Genomic DNA, 14,777 nt, shown 5'->3' with positions numbered 1-14,777 from the left:
CGGCGATGGACTTGAAGGGAGTTCGCATCATGGTGCCATGTTGCGGGCGGAACGGGCCGGGACACAGGCGGGCAGTTGGACGCGCATGCGCGAGCCGAGCGACGAGGAACTCATGTCGGCCATCGCCGCCGGCGATGAAGCCGCGTTCCGCGCGCTCTGCCAGCGCTATGCGGTGCGGGCTGTCGCCTTCGCCCGGCGCTTCGTGGGCAACGGCAGCGACGCGGAAGACATCGCCCAGGAGGCACTGCTGCGGGTCTGGCGGGCGGCGCCCCGCTGGCGGCCGGATGCGGCCTTCGGCACCTGGTTCTACCGCATCGTCATCAATCTGTGCCTCAATGTCCGCCGCCGCCTGCCGTTCTTCGGCCTCGACGTGGCCGGCGAGCGGGCTGATCCGGCGCCCGACGCGCTCGCCATCATGGAGCGGCAGGAGGAGGACCGGGCCTTGCTCGCCGCGGTCGCTGCGCTTCCCGAACGGCAGCGGGTGGCCATATTGCTTACCTATTGGGAGGGGTTCTCCAACGCTCACGCTGCGGAGATTCTCGGCACCTCGGTTTCCGGCGTGGAGACACTGCTCGTCCGCGCCCGGCGCAGCTTGCGCCTGAGCCTCGGTGCCGCACAAAAAGAAGGACAGGGCGATGACACGTGAGGAATTCGAGCACCTCTTGATCCGCCACGGCACGGATATCGCGCTGTGGCCGCCTGCGTCCCGCATTGCCGCCGAGGCATTGCTCGCGACGGACGTAGCGGCGCGGGGGGTGTTGGCCGGCGAGATCGCGCTGGAGCGGCGGCTCGCCGGCGCAGCGCGGCTTGCGAGCGAGGCGGACATGCGGCCGGCGCGGCGTGTCACGCTCGCGCTCGCCAACGCGCCGCTGCCGCGCCAGTCCCGCCGCCACCCGGTGCTCTGGCTGCCGGACTGGCTCATCGCACTCGATCTGCGGCCGGCCTGGCCGAGCATCGCCGCGCTCGCCGGCATGGCGCTGCTCGGCTTCATGGTCGGATCGAGCGACACGCTCGTCAGCATCGGCCCGGCCGCGCGGGCGGGCGCGACCACCGATGTCAGCGCGGTGGTGTTCGAGCCGGGACCCATCGGTGAGGGCGTGCTGTGAGCCCCTTGTCGCGCCCGCTATCCGGCTTTTCGGGCCTCGCCTCCGCGCCGCGGCGCCTGCTGATCGCCTCCCTCGCGCTCAACCTGTTCTTCGCGGGCGTGGCGCTGGCAGTGGTGATGCGCGCGCCGCACAAGCCCGTCTTCCTGCCCGCCCCCAATGTGGAGGACCGCAGTCCGCGGGTGCGCATCGACCGGCTGGCGGCGACCCTCCCCATGGCCGACGCCCGCCTTCTGCTGGCCCGCTTCGCCGCCGCCAACGGACGGCTGGTGGACGCCGAGGCGGCCTCCCGCGCGGCGCAGGAGCGCGCCCGCGAGACTTTCCTTGCGAGGCCCTTCGATCCGGCAGCGGCGCGGGCCGCATTGTCCGGCCTGCGCGATGCCCGCAGGGAAGTCTGGTCCATCGTTCACGACGTCATCATCGACGCGGCCGGGCAGATGTCGCCCGAAGGCAGCGCCCGCATCGCCGCCTGGGTACCACCCTTGCCGCCCGACGAGCCTGCGCGGTAGGGCAGACACGGGAGCCGAGCCGGCCCCGGGAGCGCCACGAAGCATTGAGCCGGCAACGTTTTCCGCCTGTCGCCCCGACAGACGGGGACGCGACCAAGCGCCGCTTGGCCTGCGCGTCGCAACAGATTAGATCAACTCCAATCTGTGGCCCACGCCCCTGCGTCGCAGCCTGTCCCGCGCCGATCCGTTCCTTCCAGAAGGTATCGCCATGAAGCCTCTGCACCGCGAAAACCACCTGATCGAACGGATCGGCTGGCTGCGCGCCGCCGTCCTCGGTGCCAATGACGGCATCATCTCGACCGCCAGTCTCATGGTGGGCGTCGCGGCGGCCTCGACCAATTCGTCGGAAATCCTCGTCGCGGGCGTGGCGAGCCTTGTCGCCGGCGCCATGTCCATGGCGGCGGGCGAATACGTCTCGGTGAGCTCGCAGGCCGATACCGAGAATGCCGACCTGCAGAAGGAGCGGCGCGAACTCGCCGAGGATCCCGAAAGCGAGCTGGCCGAGCTGACGCAGATCTATGTGCGGCGCGGCGTCGAGCCGGCGCTGGCGCGGCAGGTGGCCGAGCAGATGACGGCGAAGGATGCCTTCACCGCCCACGCCCGTGACGAACTGGGGCTGGCCGAGCATGTGGTCGCCCGTCCCATCCAGGCGGCACTGACATCGGCGGTGACCTTCGCGCTGGGCGCGGCGATCCCGCTCATCATCTCGCTGGTGGCGCCCACCGCCCAGATCGCGCCGATCGTCTCGGGTGGATCGCTGGTCTGCCTTGCGGTGCTCGGCGCGCTGGGTGCGCGGGCAGGCGGCGCGGACATCTGGAAGCCGACCATCCGCGTGACCTTCTGGGGCGCCATCGCCATGGCCGCGACGGCGGCCATCGGCACGCTGGTGGGTCACGCGGTCTGACCGGACCGACCTCGCACAAGTGCCGCTGCCGGGCCTATTCGCCCGCCAGCGGCCTGTTCCTGTGATGCCATGCGGCGGGCAGCCTACGGGGAGAGCTCCTCCAGAACCCGGCCCTTCGTCTCGATGGCGAAGAACATGGTGACGAGTGCGCCCACCACGAGGACACCGGCGAAGGTGGCAAACACATACTGGATGCCCGCCGCGCCCATGATGGTGCCCACCACGATGGGGCCGGCCGACGAGCCGAGCCGCAGCCACGCGCTGCCGAGGCCGGTGCCGATCGCCCTGAGGCGCGTCGGGTAGAGTTCCGCCGAGTAGAGGTAGAGCGAGAAGGTGATGGTCTGCACGATCGCATAGGCGAGGCCAGCGAGGACCAGAACCTCGGTCGGGGAGGTCGCCCCCATCCACGCCAGGGCCAGCAGCGGGATCGGTGCCGCGAGGAAGGCGAAGGTATACCAGCGCTTGCGGCCGACCTTGTCGATCAGCAGTGCGCAGGCGATGGACGCCACCACGCCGGCCACCGAGGTCAGGAGGCCGTAGAGCAGCGCCGTTTCCAGCGGCAGGTTGAAGGTCTGCCGGTAGAGGGTGGGCAGCCAGGCGATCATGCCGTTGGCCACGAGGTAGGAGCAGAACCACATGGACCAGATGGTGAGCGTGCGCCGGCGATAGATGCCGGAGAACAGCTCCCGGATGCCCGAACGCTCGACCGGCTTCATGGCCACCGGCTTCGGCTCCGCCAGCACATGGCCTTGGGCGGTGGCGCTGTGTTCCAGGTTCGACACGATCCTGTCGGCCTCCGCATAGCGGCCCTTGGCGGCGAGCCAGCGCGGTGATTCCTTCATGAAGAAGCGCAGGGGGATGAGGATGGCGGCGGGCACGATCCCGACGAGGAACATGGCCTGCCAGCCATAGACCGGCACGAGGGCGCGGGCGATGAGGCCGGCCCCGACAAGGCCGAACAGGAACATCACCTCATAGAGCAGGAAGAAGCGGCCGCGCCCCTTCGAGCCGATATATTCATTGATGTAGGCGCTCGCCACCGGCACCTCGCCGCCGGTACCGATGCCCTGGATGAAGCGGAAGGCCATCATGGAGGCCGCGCCCCAGGCGAACAGGCAGGCAATGTCCATGCTGACGAACAGCAGGATGGTGAAGAGCAGCACGGAGAGGCGGCCGATGCGCTCGGCCAGCCAGCCGAAGAAGACCGCGCCGATCAGCTGCCCGAGGTAGCCCATGGAAAGGATCATGCCCGTCTGTTCGGGCTTGAGACCCCACTCGCGCACCAGCACCGGCATGGCATAGGCGATGGCGATGACGGTGTAGCCATCGAAGAAGGTGGCGGCGCCGATGATGTTGCGGGTCCAGAACACGCGTCGGGTGATCGGGAGCCGTTCGAGGCGGGCGCTGATGTCGGCTTGGCGCTCGGCATCTCTGCGCAAGTCGGTTGCCCCGCTAGCACCGAGGTGCCGCGGCGTCTGCATGAGCATTGGGTTTCCTCCAGGGATGATCTTGGTTTTTCTTTTTGCCGGTGGCCAGAGGCGCCCGGATTTGGCGCGTCCCGGCCTGGAGCCGGGACGCCCTTGTCACCCGCTAGGGGCGGAGGCGGCGTGGGCCGCCTCCGGGGATGTGAGACTCAGGCCGCGAGGGCGTCGGCGACCACGGTGAGGCCGGAGGCCTTCACAGCCGCGCGGATCTCGGCGTCGGCCGCCTCGCCGAGGGGCTTCAGGGGCTCGCGGATATTCACGTTGTCGATGAGGCCGCGGGCGCGCAGCGCATGCTTGAGGGCGACGGTGCCCTCCATGTGCGAGCCGCGATGGTAGACGGCGCGGGTCACGGGCAGGAGCTGCTCGTGATACTTGCGGGCGAGGGTGTAGTCCTGCGCCTTGCCGGCCTTGAGGTATTCGATGAGCAGCTCGGGTGCCATGTTGCCGTAGCCGACCAGAAGGCCGTCCACGTCGAACATGGTGGGCAGCAGCCACTCGTCGTGGCAGGACATGACGGCGAGGTTCGGGAATGCCTTCTTGAGGGCGGGAATTTCATCGTACCAGCGCTTCATGTCGCGCACGCCGTTCTTGGTGGCGGTCACGCCCGGAATGGCGGCGATCTCGAGCTGGGTATCGAGGTCGTAATTGGCCTTCGTCACGGCCGGGTACTGGAACAGGATGCACTCGAGGCCGGACTGGGCGATGGCCTTGTAGCGGTCCTGCGGGGCGCCCTTCTGGTAGCCGAAGCGCAGCCAGCCGTGGTTCGGATACACGAGCGCGCCGCTCGCGCCGGCGTCGAACTTCTTCTTCGCCTCGATCTCGGCGACCTTGGTGCCTTCACCGGTGATGCCGGCGATGACCGGGAGCGGGGTCGCGTCCTTGTAGACGCGGATCAGCTCGATCTGCTCGTCGAAGGTCAGGAAGGTGCCCTCGCCGGCATGGCCGAGGATGACGAGGCTCTTCACGCCGGGAATGGCGGCCAGCCACTTGGCGAGGCGGGCGTTGCCGTCGAAGTCGACGTCGCCGTTGGCCTTGAAAAGGGTGACGGGGGCGGGGTTCAGGCCCTTCCAGTCGATAGCCATGGTTCGAGTTCCTTCCTTGGGATCGTTCAGACCGAAAATCCGGTCCCGCTTCCTCCGACCCGCAGCTTTTGTTGGATCGTTAGCGGGAACGTTCCCATAATTGCCCTTGTGTCCGTCTCCTGTCAATCGCTAACCTGTCGCCAGATGCCGGATCGAAGGACACAAGCCGTTGAACGATGACGAACCGCACGAGCGGCAGGGACGCGTCACCATCCTTGACGTGGCGGCTGCAGCGGGTGTGTCCAAGTCGACCGTCTCGCGCATCCTCGACGAGCGCCTGCCGCGCTCGGAGAATGCGACCGCCCGGCGGGTGAGGCAGGTGGCGGAAAGCCTCGGTTATGTCCGCGACGTCTCCGCCGCGAGCCTCAGGCGTGGCCAGACCAACACCATCGGCGTCATCGTTCCCCGGCTGACGGACACGGTGATGGCCATGCTCTACGAGGCGCTGGCCCGTGCCTGCACCCGCACCGGCCAGTTCGCCATCGTCGCCACCACCGACGACGAGCCGCGCGCTGACCGCAAGGCGGCGCAGACGCTGCTCCAGCGGGGCGTCGACGGCCTCGTCCTGTCCACCGCCCGCGAAGGCGACGATTTCGCCCAGGAACTCGCCGACCGTGGCGTGCCCTATGTGCTCGCGCTGCGGAGCGACGGGCGCAGCCTCGCCTCGGTGGGCGACGACCGGCTGGGGGGATATCTCGCCACGCGGCACCTGATCGATCTCGGCCATCGCCGCATCGGTCTCATCGCCGGCCCCGCCTATGCGTCCAGCAGCCGGGGACGCGTGGAGGGATACAGGCAGGCGCTCGCGGAGGCCCGCATCGCCGATGATCCGGCGCTCGTGGTCGAATCCACCTTCGGCATCGATTCGGGGGCGGATGCGGCCGAGCGGCTGATGAGCGCGGCCGAGCCGCCCACGGCGCTCTTCGCGGTCAACGACAACACCGCCATCGGCGCCCTCTCGACGCTCGCCCGGCTCGGTCTCTCGGTGCCCGGCGACGTCTCGGTCGTGGGCTACAACGATATTCCCATCGTCAGCCGCCTGCCCACACCGCTCACCTCCGTGCGCGTGCCGTTCGACCAGATCGCTGCTGACGCGCTGGACCTGCTGATGCGAGGCCCCGTGACGCGCGCCGATCGCCTGCGCATCGCCGCCCCCACCCTGATCCCCCGCCAGTCGACGGCCACCCCGGCCCAGACTCGCTCCGGCACTTCCGGCCGCCGCGGTCCGGAAAGCCGACCATCGGCGCGGTAGCGCGCCGGTCCCGACCTGATGCGGGGCGGCCCCGGGATGTGCCTCCGCGAAGCAAGGGGATGCGACGGCCAATTCCTCTTGCCGCTGCGGCACATATCGCGGGCGCGAATTCCCCGGCATCATCGCGGCATGGCCGATTCCTCCGTTCCACCCCGTCCGCCCCGCCCGCGCAATCCGTTGCGGGTCGCCCTGCGCTTTGCTTTCCGGGTGGTGGTCGGGATCGTCATCCTGCTCGACGAGCTGGTCCGTCCGCTCTATCGACCGCTGCTGGACTGGCTCGCCGCGCTGAAGCTGGTGCAGCGGTTCGAGGCGTGGGTTGGCGGCCTGCCGGCCTATGCCGTGTTGGTGCTCATCGCCGTGCCCTACGGCGTGGTGGAGCCGGTGAAGTTCCTGGCGCTCATCCACATCGCCAACGGCCATGTGCGCACCGGCACGTTCCTATTCCTGCTGGCGCATCTGGTGAGTTTCGTCCTCATCGAACGCATCTTCACCGCCGGCAAGGCCCAGCTGATGACGGTCCGGTGGACGGCCTATGTCATCGAGACGGCGGCTTCCGTGCATCGCTCGGTGTCGGAATGGTTGAGGCTCGCCGAGCTGAAGCGGCGGGTGCGGGCGCTGTGGCGCTGGGCGCGGCTGCGCTTGCGCTAGACACGGGCGCATCCGCGGCCATGATGGCCGCCAGATGTATTCACAGGAGACGCGATGACGAGCGACGCGATTCCCGCCGAAATGCTGGAGGAGGCTTACGCCGCCATCGACGCGGCCAACGCCGCCGATCCCGCACAGGTGGAGGTGGACGGCCGGAGCGTGCCGGCGGCGGTGCTCTACGGGCAACGGATGACGCAGGTGCTCGCCCGTTTCAGGCCCGATGCCTCCGACGCGCTGAAGATCGCCGCGCGTGGCCAGCACATCGAGCGCTTCACCATCCCGCGCGAGACCTATCCGGCGGGCAAGGCGGGCTATTTCCGCTGGCGCACGGAGCTGAAAAACATCCACGAGCGGCGCATCTCCGAGATCCTGCGCGGCCTCGGCCTCGCGCCGGACTTCGCCGAGCGCGTGGGCAAGATCGTCCGCAAGGACCGGCTGAAGCAGGATGCCGATATGCAGGTGCTGGAGGACGTGGCCGTGCTCGTCTTCCTCACCTACGAGCTGGACGCCTTCCTCGTGAAGCACCGCCCCGAGCCGGAGAAGGTGGCCGGCATCCTCGCCAAGACCTGGGGCAAGATGTCCGAGGAGGGCCACGCCGCCGCCCTCGCCCTGAACCTGCCGCAGGAGGTGGTGGACCTGCTCCATCAAGGCCTCGCCGCGCGGGCGAATGCGGAAGACTGAAGGTCTGCCGCCCGCTTAGGGTCTTCACCAACCGGCGCCCCGCCTGAGCGCCTTCATCGCAGTGTGGGCGGCGGGCGCGTGTGGTATCTCCCTCTGCCTCGGCGGGATTGCCGCCCGGCCACGAACGAGGGGAGGGGACGCAATCGCCACGGATCGCAAGCGCCTCTCCGCCTTCCTGTCGGGTTTTCGCGGCACGGCGCGGGCGGACCTCGGCCGATCCCTCGCGGCATCGGCGGCGACTGGCCTCCTGGTCATCGCGCAGGCCTTTCTCGTGGCCCGCATCATCGATGCCGTGCTGTTCCGCCACGAGGCGCTCTCCGCGCACGCTTTCGAGCTTACCGCCCTTGTCGGCGCCATCCTGCTGCGCTTCGGCGCCGTATGGGCAAGCGAGCATTTCGGCTTCGCCGCCGCCGCGAAGGTGATGCGCGCCTTGCGCACCCGGCTCCTCGACCGGGTGGAGGCCATCGGCCCCGTGGGCCTCGCCGAGGCCCGCACCGGAGAGCTGGTGGCGGCGCTGGCGGAGGGCGTGCGGGCGGTCGAGCCCTATTATTCGCGCTACATTCCGGCTTCCGTGCTGGCGGTGATGCTGCCTGTCGCGGTGCTGGTGGCGGTGTTCCCGTTCGACTGGGTGTCCGGCCTCATCCTCTTGGCAACCGCGCCCTTCATCCCGGTCTTCATGATCCTCATCGGCAAGGGCACGGAGGCGCTGAACCAGAAGCAGTGGCGCCGGCTCGCCCGCATGTCAGGTCACCTGCTCGATGCGGTGCAGGGGCTCGCGACGTTGAAGGCGTTCAATGCGGCCGGCCGCATGGTCGCAGAGGTGGCCGCCGTCGCCGATGATTACCGGCGCGACACCATGGGCGTGCTGCGCGTCGCCTTCCTCTCCTCGGCGGTGTTGGAATTCTTCGCGACTGTCTCTATCGCCCTCATCGCCATCTTCATCGGCTTCCGGCTGCTGTGGGGCGAGATGGCCTTCTTCCCCGGCCTGTTCGTGCTGCTGCTGGCGCCGGAATTCTATGCGCCGTTGCGCGCCATGGGCACGGCCTACCACGCCCGCATGGAGGCCATCGGCGCCGCCGAGCGCCTCGTCGCGCTGGAGGAGATGCCGGCCCTCGCCGAGAGTGGCGGTACGGCACCGCTGCCCGTCCCGGACGCGATCTCCATCCGCTTCGAGGATGTGCGCCTCGCTTTCCCGGACGGGCGCGTCGCGCTGGATGGTGTGAGCTTCACCATTGGTGCGGGGGAAACGGTGGCGCTGGTCGGGCCGTCCGGCGCTGGCAAGTCCTCCATCCTCAGCCTCGCGCTCGGCTTCGTGCGCCCCACCTCCGGCCGGGTGCTGGTGAATGGGGTGCCGCTGTCGGAGCTGGACCTTGCCGACGTGCGGCGCCGCATCGCCTACGTGCCCCAGCGTCCCCGCCTGTTCGCCGGCACTCTCGCCGCCAACATCGCCCCCGGCGAGGCGGCACCGGACGCGGCACGTCTGGCCCGGGCGGTGGCCGATGCCGGCCTTTCCGACGTGGTGGCGGGCCTGTCCGGCGGCGTCGCTGCGGATGTGGGTGAAGGCGGCGCTGGCCTCTCCGGCGGTCAGGCCCATCGCCTCGCGGTGGCCCGTGCCTTCTACCGCGCCGCCCCCTTCGTTGTGCTCGACGAGCCCACCGCCCATCTCGACCGGAAGAGCGAGGCCGAGGTGCAGGCCGCCCTCTCCCGTCTTCTCGTCGGCCGCACCGGCCTCGTGGCCGCCCACCGCATGGCGAGCGTCGCCGGTGCTGACCGCATCATCGTGCTCGCGCGCGGGCGGATCGTCGCCGAGGGCACGCCCGCAGACCTCCTGCGCCATGGGAGGCTGGATGGCTGGCTCGATGGCGACCTGGTGCCCGATCTGGCCCCGGCTCCCGGAAGCGCGGAGGCGGTGCGATGAAGGACGCGCTGCGCCTCCTGCGCCTGATGGCGCCCCATGCCGGCTGGATGGCGCTGGCCGTGCTCGTCTCGGCGCTGGCGACCCTCGCCCATATCGCCTTGATGGCCACCTCCGGTTGGTTCATCGCGGCCATGGCGCTGGCCGGCGCGGCCGGGGCGAGCGTGAACTATTTCACGCCCTCGGCGGCGATCCGCGCCTATGCCGTCGTCCGCACCGTCGGGCGCTATGGCGAGCGCATCGTTGGGCATGAAGCGACGCTGAAGTTCGTGGCGGCGCTGCGGCCGTGGTTCTTCGCGCGGCTGATCCCGCTCGCTCCGGCGGCGCTGGAGGACCAGCGCTCCGGCGACCTCCTCGCCCGGCTCAAGGGCGACATCGACCGGCTGGAATTCGCCTTCCTGCGTATCCTCTCGCCCGGTCTTGCCGCGGTGCTGGTGCTGGCGGTCGGGCTCACCGTCCTCGCGCTCCACGATGGTGGAATGGCGGTGGGCATCGGCCTCGCCGCGCTGCTTGCCGGGCTCGCCCTGCCGCTTCTCGTCCATCGCCTCGGGGCACGGGCGTCGCGGGAGGTGACGGCCGGCACGGCGCAGCTCAACGCGCTGCTGGTGGACCATCTGGAAGGGCGGGCGGAGCTCGACATCTACGATCCCGACCGCCGCCACCGCGCCGCGCTGGATGAGACCAGCGACGCGCTCATCGCCTGCGAACACCGGCTCGCCGGCATCCTCGGCTTTGCCAGCGCGGGCGTGGGCCTGTTCGCGCAAGCCTCGCTCGTGCTGGTGCTGCTCATCGGCGCGCCACGGGTGCTGGCGGGCACGCTGCCGGGCGCCGACCTGCCCATGCTGGCGCTGCTCGCGCTCTCCTTGTTCGAGGCGGTGGCGCCGCTGCCGCTCGCCTTTCAGACCCTGCCGGCGACGCTCGCCTCGGCCCGCCGCATCTTCAACCTCATCGACCGTCCGCCGCCGGTGGAGGAGCCTGCCGCGCCGAAGCCGGTGCCGGAGGCCGGCACGCTGGCGTTCGCCCATGCGGGGCTGACCTATCCCGGTGCGGCGAGCGTGGCCCTCACCGACATCGATCTCGCGCTGGCCCCGGGCCGGCGCATCGGCGTGGTCGGGTCGAGCGGCTCGGGCAAGTCGAGCCTCGTCGCCCTGGCGCTCCGGTTCCGCTCCCCTGCGCCGGGGGAGGTGACGTTCGCCGGTTCGAGCATCGCTGACTTCAGCTCGGATGACCTGCGGCGGCGCATGGCGGTGCTGGCGCAGCACGATCATCTCTTCGCCGCCACCATCCGCGAAAATCTGCTTGTCGCCGATCCCGAGGCGCCGCCGGCAAAGCTGGAAGCGGCTCTGGAGCGGGCCGGCGTCCTCGCCTTCGTCGCGGCGCAGCCGGACGGGCTGGATACCTTCCTCGGCGCGAATGGGGCGAAAGTCTCCGGCGGCGAGGCGCGGCGGCTCGGGCTAGCGCGCGCCCTTCTGAAGGAGGCGCCGATCCTGATCCTCGATGAGCCCACAGAAGGGCTCGACGGCGAGACCGAGCGCCGCGTGCTGGAGGCGCTTCTGGGCGCGCCCCGCGATCAGGCGCTTCTGTTCATCACCCACCGCCGCGCCGGGCTTGAGGCGATGGACGAGATCATCGTGATGGATGGCGGCCGCATCGTCGCGCGCGGGGCGCCTGCCGACATGCTGGCCATCGTCGGGTCAGGAACGATCGGTCCCGGAACGATTTCGGGCGGCGTCCAGGAGGACACCGCCCGATCAGCCGGCTCCGGTCAGGGCTTGGAGCAAGCCCCACCATGATTATCTGGAGTTGCACAACCACCTAGAGCCAGTTCGTGTTGGCTCTGTCGATCCAGCTTCGTTACGGAAGTACCCCTACAGGCCGAGATAGGCCGCGCGCACCTTCGGATCGTCGAGCAGGGCCGCGCCCGTGCCTTCCATGGCGATGTAGCCGGTCTCCAGCACATAGCCGCGGTCGGCGATGGCCAGCGCCGCGGAGGCGTTCTGCTCCACCAGCAGGGTGGTGATGCCCTCGGCGCGCAATGACGTGACCGCGGCGAGGATCTGGTCCACCAGCAAAGGCGCGAGGCCGAGGGAGGGCTCGTCCAGCAACAGCAGCTTCGGCCCCGCCATCAGCGCGCGACCGATGGCGAGCATCTGCTGCTGTCCGCCGGAGAGGCTCATGGCCGGCGTCCAGCGCCGCTCGGCGAGCACGGGGAACAGGCCGTAGACGTGATCGAGCCGTGCCTGCCGCTTCGCATCCTGCCGCCGGTAGGCACCGAGCTTCAGATTGTCCTCGATGCTCAGCGGGCCGAACACCTGCCGGCCCTCGGGCGATTGCGAGATGCCGCGCACCACCCGCAGATGCGGCTCCATCCGCTCGATGGCCTCGCCCTCGAAGACGATGCGCCCGCCGCGTACTGGCTGCACGCCGGAGATGGCGCGCAGGAGCGTAGTCTTGCCGGCGCCGTTGGAGCCGACCAGCGCGACGATCTCGCCGGCCTTCACCTCCAGCGACACCTCGCGCAGGGCCATGATGCGGCCGTAGGAGGAGGAGAGGGCTTCAACCGTGAGCACGATCCGCCTCCCGCGATCCGATATCCCCGAGATAGGCGGCGATGACCTGTGGGTTCTCCCGCACCGCGCGCGGCGGCCCCTCCGCCAGCGGGCGGCCCTGGGCGAGCACCAGCACGCGGTCGGAAATCTTCATCACCAGCTTCATGTCGTGCTCAATCAGCACCACCGCCACGCCGCTCTTCGCGACGGCGGCGATCAGGTGGTCGATGGCCTCGGTCTCCACCGCGTTGCAGCCGGCCGCCGGCTCGTCCAGCAGCAGGATCTTCGGATCGGCGGCGAGGGCACGGGCGATCTCCAGGCGCTTCAGCGCGCCATAGGGCAGGGCGCCGGCGGGCGCGTCGGCGATGTCGGCGAGACCCACCCGCTCGAGCAGCGCCAGCGCCTTTTCCCGCGTGACGCGGTTCTGCCGGAAGACAGAGGGCAAGCCGAGCATGTCGGCGAGGAAGGAGGTGCGCTCGGAGAGGGCACACCCCACCATCACATTCTCCACCGCGGTCATGCGGAAGAAGATCTGCAGGTTCTGGAAGGTCCGCGCCATGCCGCTTCTGACGCGCCGGTGGGGCGGCACGGAGGTGATGTCCGCGCCGTCGAGCCGAACCGAGCCGCGCGAGGGGCGGTAGATGCCGGTGACGAGGTTGAACAGGGTGGTCTTGCCTGCCCCGTTCGGCCCGATGATGGAGAAGACCTCGCCGGCTCCGACCTTGAAGCTCACCTCGTCCACGGCCCTGAGGCCGCCGAAGGAGATGCCGATGCCGTTCACGTCGAGAAGGGGCGTCTTGCTGGTCACGGCAGGCGCTCCTCGATCAGCGCGCGCAGCGACGGCACGATGCCCTGGGGCAGGAAGATCATGAACACCATGATGAGGAGGCCCAGCACCGCCTGCTCGTATTCCTGGAAGGCTGTCAGCGTCTGTGGCAGCACCACCAGGAAGGCGGCGCCGAGCACGGTGCCGAACACCGAGCCGAGCCCGCCAATGATGACCATGGCCACCAGTTCCACCGAGTGGGAAAAGCTCGCCGCCTCCGGCGTGATGAGGCCGTTCATGGCCGCCAGCAGCCCGCCCGCCACCGCCGCATAGACCGCCGCCACCACAAAGGCGGCGAGCTTCTTGGCGGAAACGTCGATGCCCGCGCCGGCCGCCGCCACCTCGCTGTCGTGCAGCGCGCGCAGCGCCCGCCCGGTGGGGCTCGCGGCGATGTTGAGGGCGATGAGCGCGCCGACGAGCAGCGCCCCGGCCGAGACCCAGTACCAGTTCAGCGCCCCCGTCACCCGCCAGCCGAACAGGGTGATGCGCGACACGGACATGCCGTCCGGCCCGCCGGTCAGCTCGGTCTCGCTGTGCAGGATCAGGGCGACGATAACGCCGAAGCCGAGCGTCGCGATGGCGAGGTAATAGCCCTTCAGCTTCAGGATAGGCCGGCCCACCAGCCAGGCGATGACGCCGGAGAGCGCCGCCCCGAGGACGATGCACAGCAGAGGATCGAGCCCGAGCCGCGCCGGCCCGATGGCCACCGCATAGGCGCCGATGCCGAGGAAGCCGGCGTGGCCGAGGCTCACCTGACCCGCGTAGCCCATGAGGATGGTGAGGCCGAGGGCGGCGAGGGAGAAGATCCACACCAGCGCCGCCACCCGCAGGTGGAAGGAGGTGGGGGCGATTGTCGGCACCAGCGCCATGATGAGCGCGAGGGCGATGAGCGGGGTGAGGCGCGAGCGCAGGATGGCCTTCATCACACGCGCTCCACGGTCCGGCTGCCGAACAGGCCGCGCGGCATGAACAGCAGGACGACGAGGATCATCAGGAACGCCACCGCGTCCTTGTAGGTGGAGGAGAGGTAGCCGGCCGCGAAGGTCTCGATGAGGCCGATGAGGAGGCCACCCACCACCGCGCCCAAGGGATTGCCCATGCCGCCCAGCATGGCGGCGGCGAAGCCCTTCAGGGTGAAGAGGGTGCCGATGTCGTAGCGGGTCAGCGTGATGGGCGTCGCCACCACGCCGGCGAGCGCGCCCATGGCGGCCGAGAGGCCGAAGGCGAGGGCGAGCACGAGGGCGACATTGATGCCCACCAGCTTCGCCGCCAGCCGGTTGGCGGCGGTGGCCAGCACCGCCTTGCCCACCAGCGTGTGCTCCAGGAACAGGTAGAGCGCCACCACGAGGGCGAGGGCGGTGCCCATCACCCACAGGCTCTGCGGCAGGATGGTGGCGCCGCCGACCGGGATGGGGGTGTCGCCCGAGAAGGCGGGCAGGGAGTGGAACTGCTTGTCGAATATGATCTGTGACACGCCCTTGATGAAGATGGACGCGCCGATGGTGATCATGATGAGCGTCACCGGCGAGGCGCCGCGCGCCGGCTCGATGGCGAGGCGGTGCAGCAGCAGGCCCACCAGCACGGCGGCGACCACCGCGATCAGCGCCGCAACAGGCAGCGCGAGGCCGGCTGCCATGAGGAAGACGGTGCCCATGCCGCCGATCATGACGAAATCGCCCTGGGCGAAATTGATCACGTCGGAGGCGTTGTAGATCAGCGTGAATCCGAGGGCGATGAGCGCGTAGATGGCGCCCACCGTCAGCCCCGAAAAGGCGAGCTGGAGAAATTCGGACATGTCCTCACGCCGTCTGTGTGGCGGCGCCG

15 protein-coding genes are annotated in these 14,777 nt (G+C 69.6%); 9 read left to right on the top strand and 6 right to left on the bottom strand.

Annotated elements, in window-relative coordinates; all coding sequences use genetic code 11:
• Positions 1-85 precede the first annotated feature (85 nt).
• The 4 genes from A37E_RS0104405 to A37E_RS0104390 all read left to right on the top strand — a co-directional run bounded on the left by A37E_RS0104405 (position 86) and on the right by A37E_RS0104390 (position 2,516).
• Entirely contained in the window at positions 86-646 is a 561-nt protein-coding gene (locus A37E_RS0104405) for a sigma-70 family RNA polymerase sigma factor (protein ID WP_029555495.1), read from the top strand.
• The gene (locus tag A37E_RS0104400; RefSeq protein ID WP_029555494.1) at positions 636-1,106 is read left to right on the top strand and encodes a hypothetical protein; all 471 of its coding nucleotides are present in this window, start codon (positions 636-638) and stop codon (positions 1,104-1,106) included. Before A37E_RS0104405 ends, A37E_RS0104400 begins: the two co-directional genes overlap by 11 nt.
• Positions 1,103-1,612: a periplasmic heavy metal sensor gene (locus A37E_RS0104395; RefSeq protein ID WP_051678779.1), complete on the top strand. Its 510-nt coding sequence runs from the start codon at positions 1,103-1,105 to the stop codon at positions 1,610-1,612. The genes A37E_RS0104400 and A37E_RS0104395 overlap by 4 nt, the downstream gene beginning before the upstream one ends.
• 208 nt (positions 1,613-1,820) lie before the next feature.
• Positions 1,821-2,516: a VIT family protein gene (locus A37E_RS0104390; protein WP_024280592.1), complete on the top strand. Its 696-nt coding sequence runs from the start codon at positions 1,821-1,823 to the stop codon at positions 2,514-2,516.
• An 83-nt stretch (positions 2,517-2,599) separates the two neighbouring features.
• Here A37E_RS0104390 and A37E_RS0104385 read toward each other — a convergent pair whose 3' ends face one another.
• Positions 2,600-3,955 carry an MFS transporter gene (locus A37E_RS0104385; protein ID WP_029555492.1) on the bottom strand — a complete coding sequence of 452 codons (1,356 nt, stop codon included), beginning with the start codon at positions 3,953-3,955 and terminating at the stop codon, positions 2,600-2,602.
• A gap of 194 nt (positions 3,956-4,149) precedes the next feature.
• The gene (locus A37E_RS0104380; protein ID WP_024280590.1) at positions 4,150-5,082 is read right to left on the bottom strand and encodes a dihydrodipicolinate synthase family protein; all 933 of its coding nucleotides are present in this window, start codon (positions 5,080-5,082) and stop codon (positions 4,150-4,152) included.
• A 169-nt stretch (positions 5,083-5,251) separates the two neighbouring features.
• Here A37E_RS0104380 and A37E_RS0104375 point away from each other — a divergent pair, with 169 nt between their 5' ends.
• The 5 genes from A37E_RS0104375 to cydC all read left to right on the top strand — a co-directional run bounded on the left by A37E_RS0104375 (position 5,252) and on the right by cydC (position 11,371).
• Positions 5,252-6,334: a LacI family DNA-binding transcriptional regulator gene (locus tag A37E_RS0104375; protein WP_051678778.1), complete on the top strand. Its 1,083-nt coding sequence runs from the start codon at positions 5,252-5,254 to the stop codon at positions 6,332-6,334.
• A gap of 129 nt (positions 6,335-6,463) precedes the next feature.
• Complete coding sequence (locus A37E_RS0104370) at positions 6,464-6,982, top strand: hypothetical protein (RefSeq protein WP_038192591.1); 519 nt, start codon at positions 6,464-6,466, stop codon at positions 6,980-6,982.
• Positions 6,983-7,036: 54 nt separating this feature from the next.
• Positions 7,037-7,663: a DUF4202 domain-containing protein gene (locus A37E_RS0104365; protein ID WP_029555489.1), complete on the top strand. Its 627-nt coding sequence runs from the start codon at positions 7,037-7,039 to the stop codon at positions 7,661-7,663.
• Positions 7,664-7,748: 85 nt separating this feature from the next.
• Positions 7,749-9,581: a thiol reductant ABC exporter subunit CydD gene (gene cydD / locus A37E_RS0104360; protein WP_348550895.1), complete on the top strand. Its 1,833-nt coding sequence runs from the start codon at positions 7,749-7,751 to the stop codon at positions 9,579-9,581.
• Positions 9,578-11,371 carry a thiol reductant ABC exporter subunit CydC gene (gene cydC, locus A37E_RS0104355; RefSeq protein WP_081837446.1) on the top strand — a complete coding sequence of 598 codons (1,794 nt, stop codon included), beginning with the start codon at positions 9,578-9,580 and terminating at the stop codon, positions 11,369-11,371. Before cydD ends, cydC begins: the two co-directional genes overlap by 4 nt.
• Before the next feature lie 75 nt (positions 11,372-11,446).
• On the opposite strand, the gene A37E_RS0104350 is transcribed toward cydC, so the two are convergent.
• The 4 genes from A37E_RS0104350 to A37E_RS0104335 are packed head-to-tail and all read right to left on the bottom strand — an operon-like array spanning position 11,447 to position 14,748.
• Positions 11,447-12,148: an ABC transporter ATP-binding protein gene (locus tag A37E_RS0104350; RefSeq protein ID WP_029555486.1), complete on the bottom strand. Its 702-nt coding sequence runs from the start codon at positions 12,146-12,148 to the stop codon at positions 11,447-11,449.
• Entirely contained in the window at positions 12,135-12,935 is an 801-nt protein-coding gene (locus A37E_RS0104345; protein ID WP_051678777.1) for an ABC transporter ATP-binding protein, read from the bottom strand. The genes A37E_RS0104350 and A37E_RS0104345 overlap by 14 nt, the downstream gene beginning before the upstream one ends.
• On the bottom strand, positions 12,932-13,876 hold the full coding sequence (locus A37E_RS0104340) for a branched-chain amino acid ABC transporter permease (RefSeq protein ID WP_029555484.1): 945 nt from the start codon (positions 13,874-13,876) through the stop codon (positions 12,932-12,934). The genes A37E_RS0104345 and A37E_RS0104340 overlap by 4 nt, the downstream gene beginning before the upstream one ends.
• The gene (locus A37E_RS0104335) at positions 13,876-14,748 is read right to left on the bottom strand and encodes a branched-chain amino acid ABC transporter permease (protein WP_029555483.1); all 873 of its coding nucleotides are present in this window, start codon (positions 14,746-14,748) and stop codon (positions 13,876-13,878) included. Before A37E_RS0104335 ends, A37E_RS0104340 begins: the two co-directional genes overlap by 1 nt.
• Positions 14,749-14,777 lie beyond the last annotated feature (29 nt).

This window comes from Xanthobacter sp. 91, assembly GCF_000702385.1.
Taxonomy (GTDB): Bacteria; Pseudomonadota; Alphaproteobacteria; order Rhizobiales; family Xanthobacteraceae; genus Xanthobacter; species Xanthobacter aminoxidans.
The sequence above is the reverse complement of the archived record's forward strand: the minus strand, read 5'-3'. Positions and strand labels throughout refer to the sequence as shown.

Excerpts from the sequence above, each read along its gene's own strand:
- A37E_RS0104380 (WP_024280590.1), bottom strand. The coding sequence starts at position 5,082 with ATGGCTATCGACTGGAAGGGCCTGAACCCCGCCCCCGTCACCCTTTTC.
- cydC (WP_081837446.1), top strand. The coding sequence starts at position 9,578 with ATGAAGGACGCGCTGCGCCTCCTGCGCCTGATGGCGCCCCATGCCGGC.
- A37E_RS0104370 (WP_038192591.1), top strand. The coding sequence starts at position 6,464 with ATGGCCGATTCCTCCGTTCCACCCCGTCCGCCCCGCCCGCGCAATCCG.
- A37E_RS0104365 (WP_029555489.1), top strand. The coding sequence starts at position 7,037 with ATGACGAGCGACGCGATTCCCGCCGAAATGCTGGAGGAGGCTTACGCC.
- A37E_RS0104335 (WP_029555483.1), bottom strand. The coding sequence starts at position 14,748 with ATGTCCGAATTTCTCCAGCTCGCCTTTTCGGGGCTGACGGTGGGCGCC.
- A37E_RS0104400 (WP_029555494.1), top strand. The coding sequence starts at position 636 with ATGACACGTGAGGAATTCGAGCACCTCTTGATCCGCCACGGCACGGAT.
- A37E_RS0104340 (WP_029555484.1), bottom strand. The coding sequence starts at position 13,876 with ATGAAGGCCATCCTGCGCTCGCGCCTCACCCCGCTCATCGCCCTCGCG.
- A37E_RS0104405 (WP_029555495.1), top strand. The coding sequence starts at position 86 with ATGCGCGAGCCGAGCGACGAGGAACTCATGTCGGCCATCGCCGCCGGC.
- A37E_RS0104390 (WP_024280592.1), top strand. The coding sequence starts at position 1,821 with ATGAAGCCTCTGCACCGCGAAAACCACCTGATCGAACGGATCGGCTGG.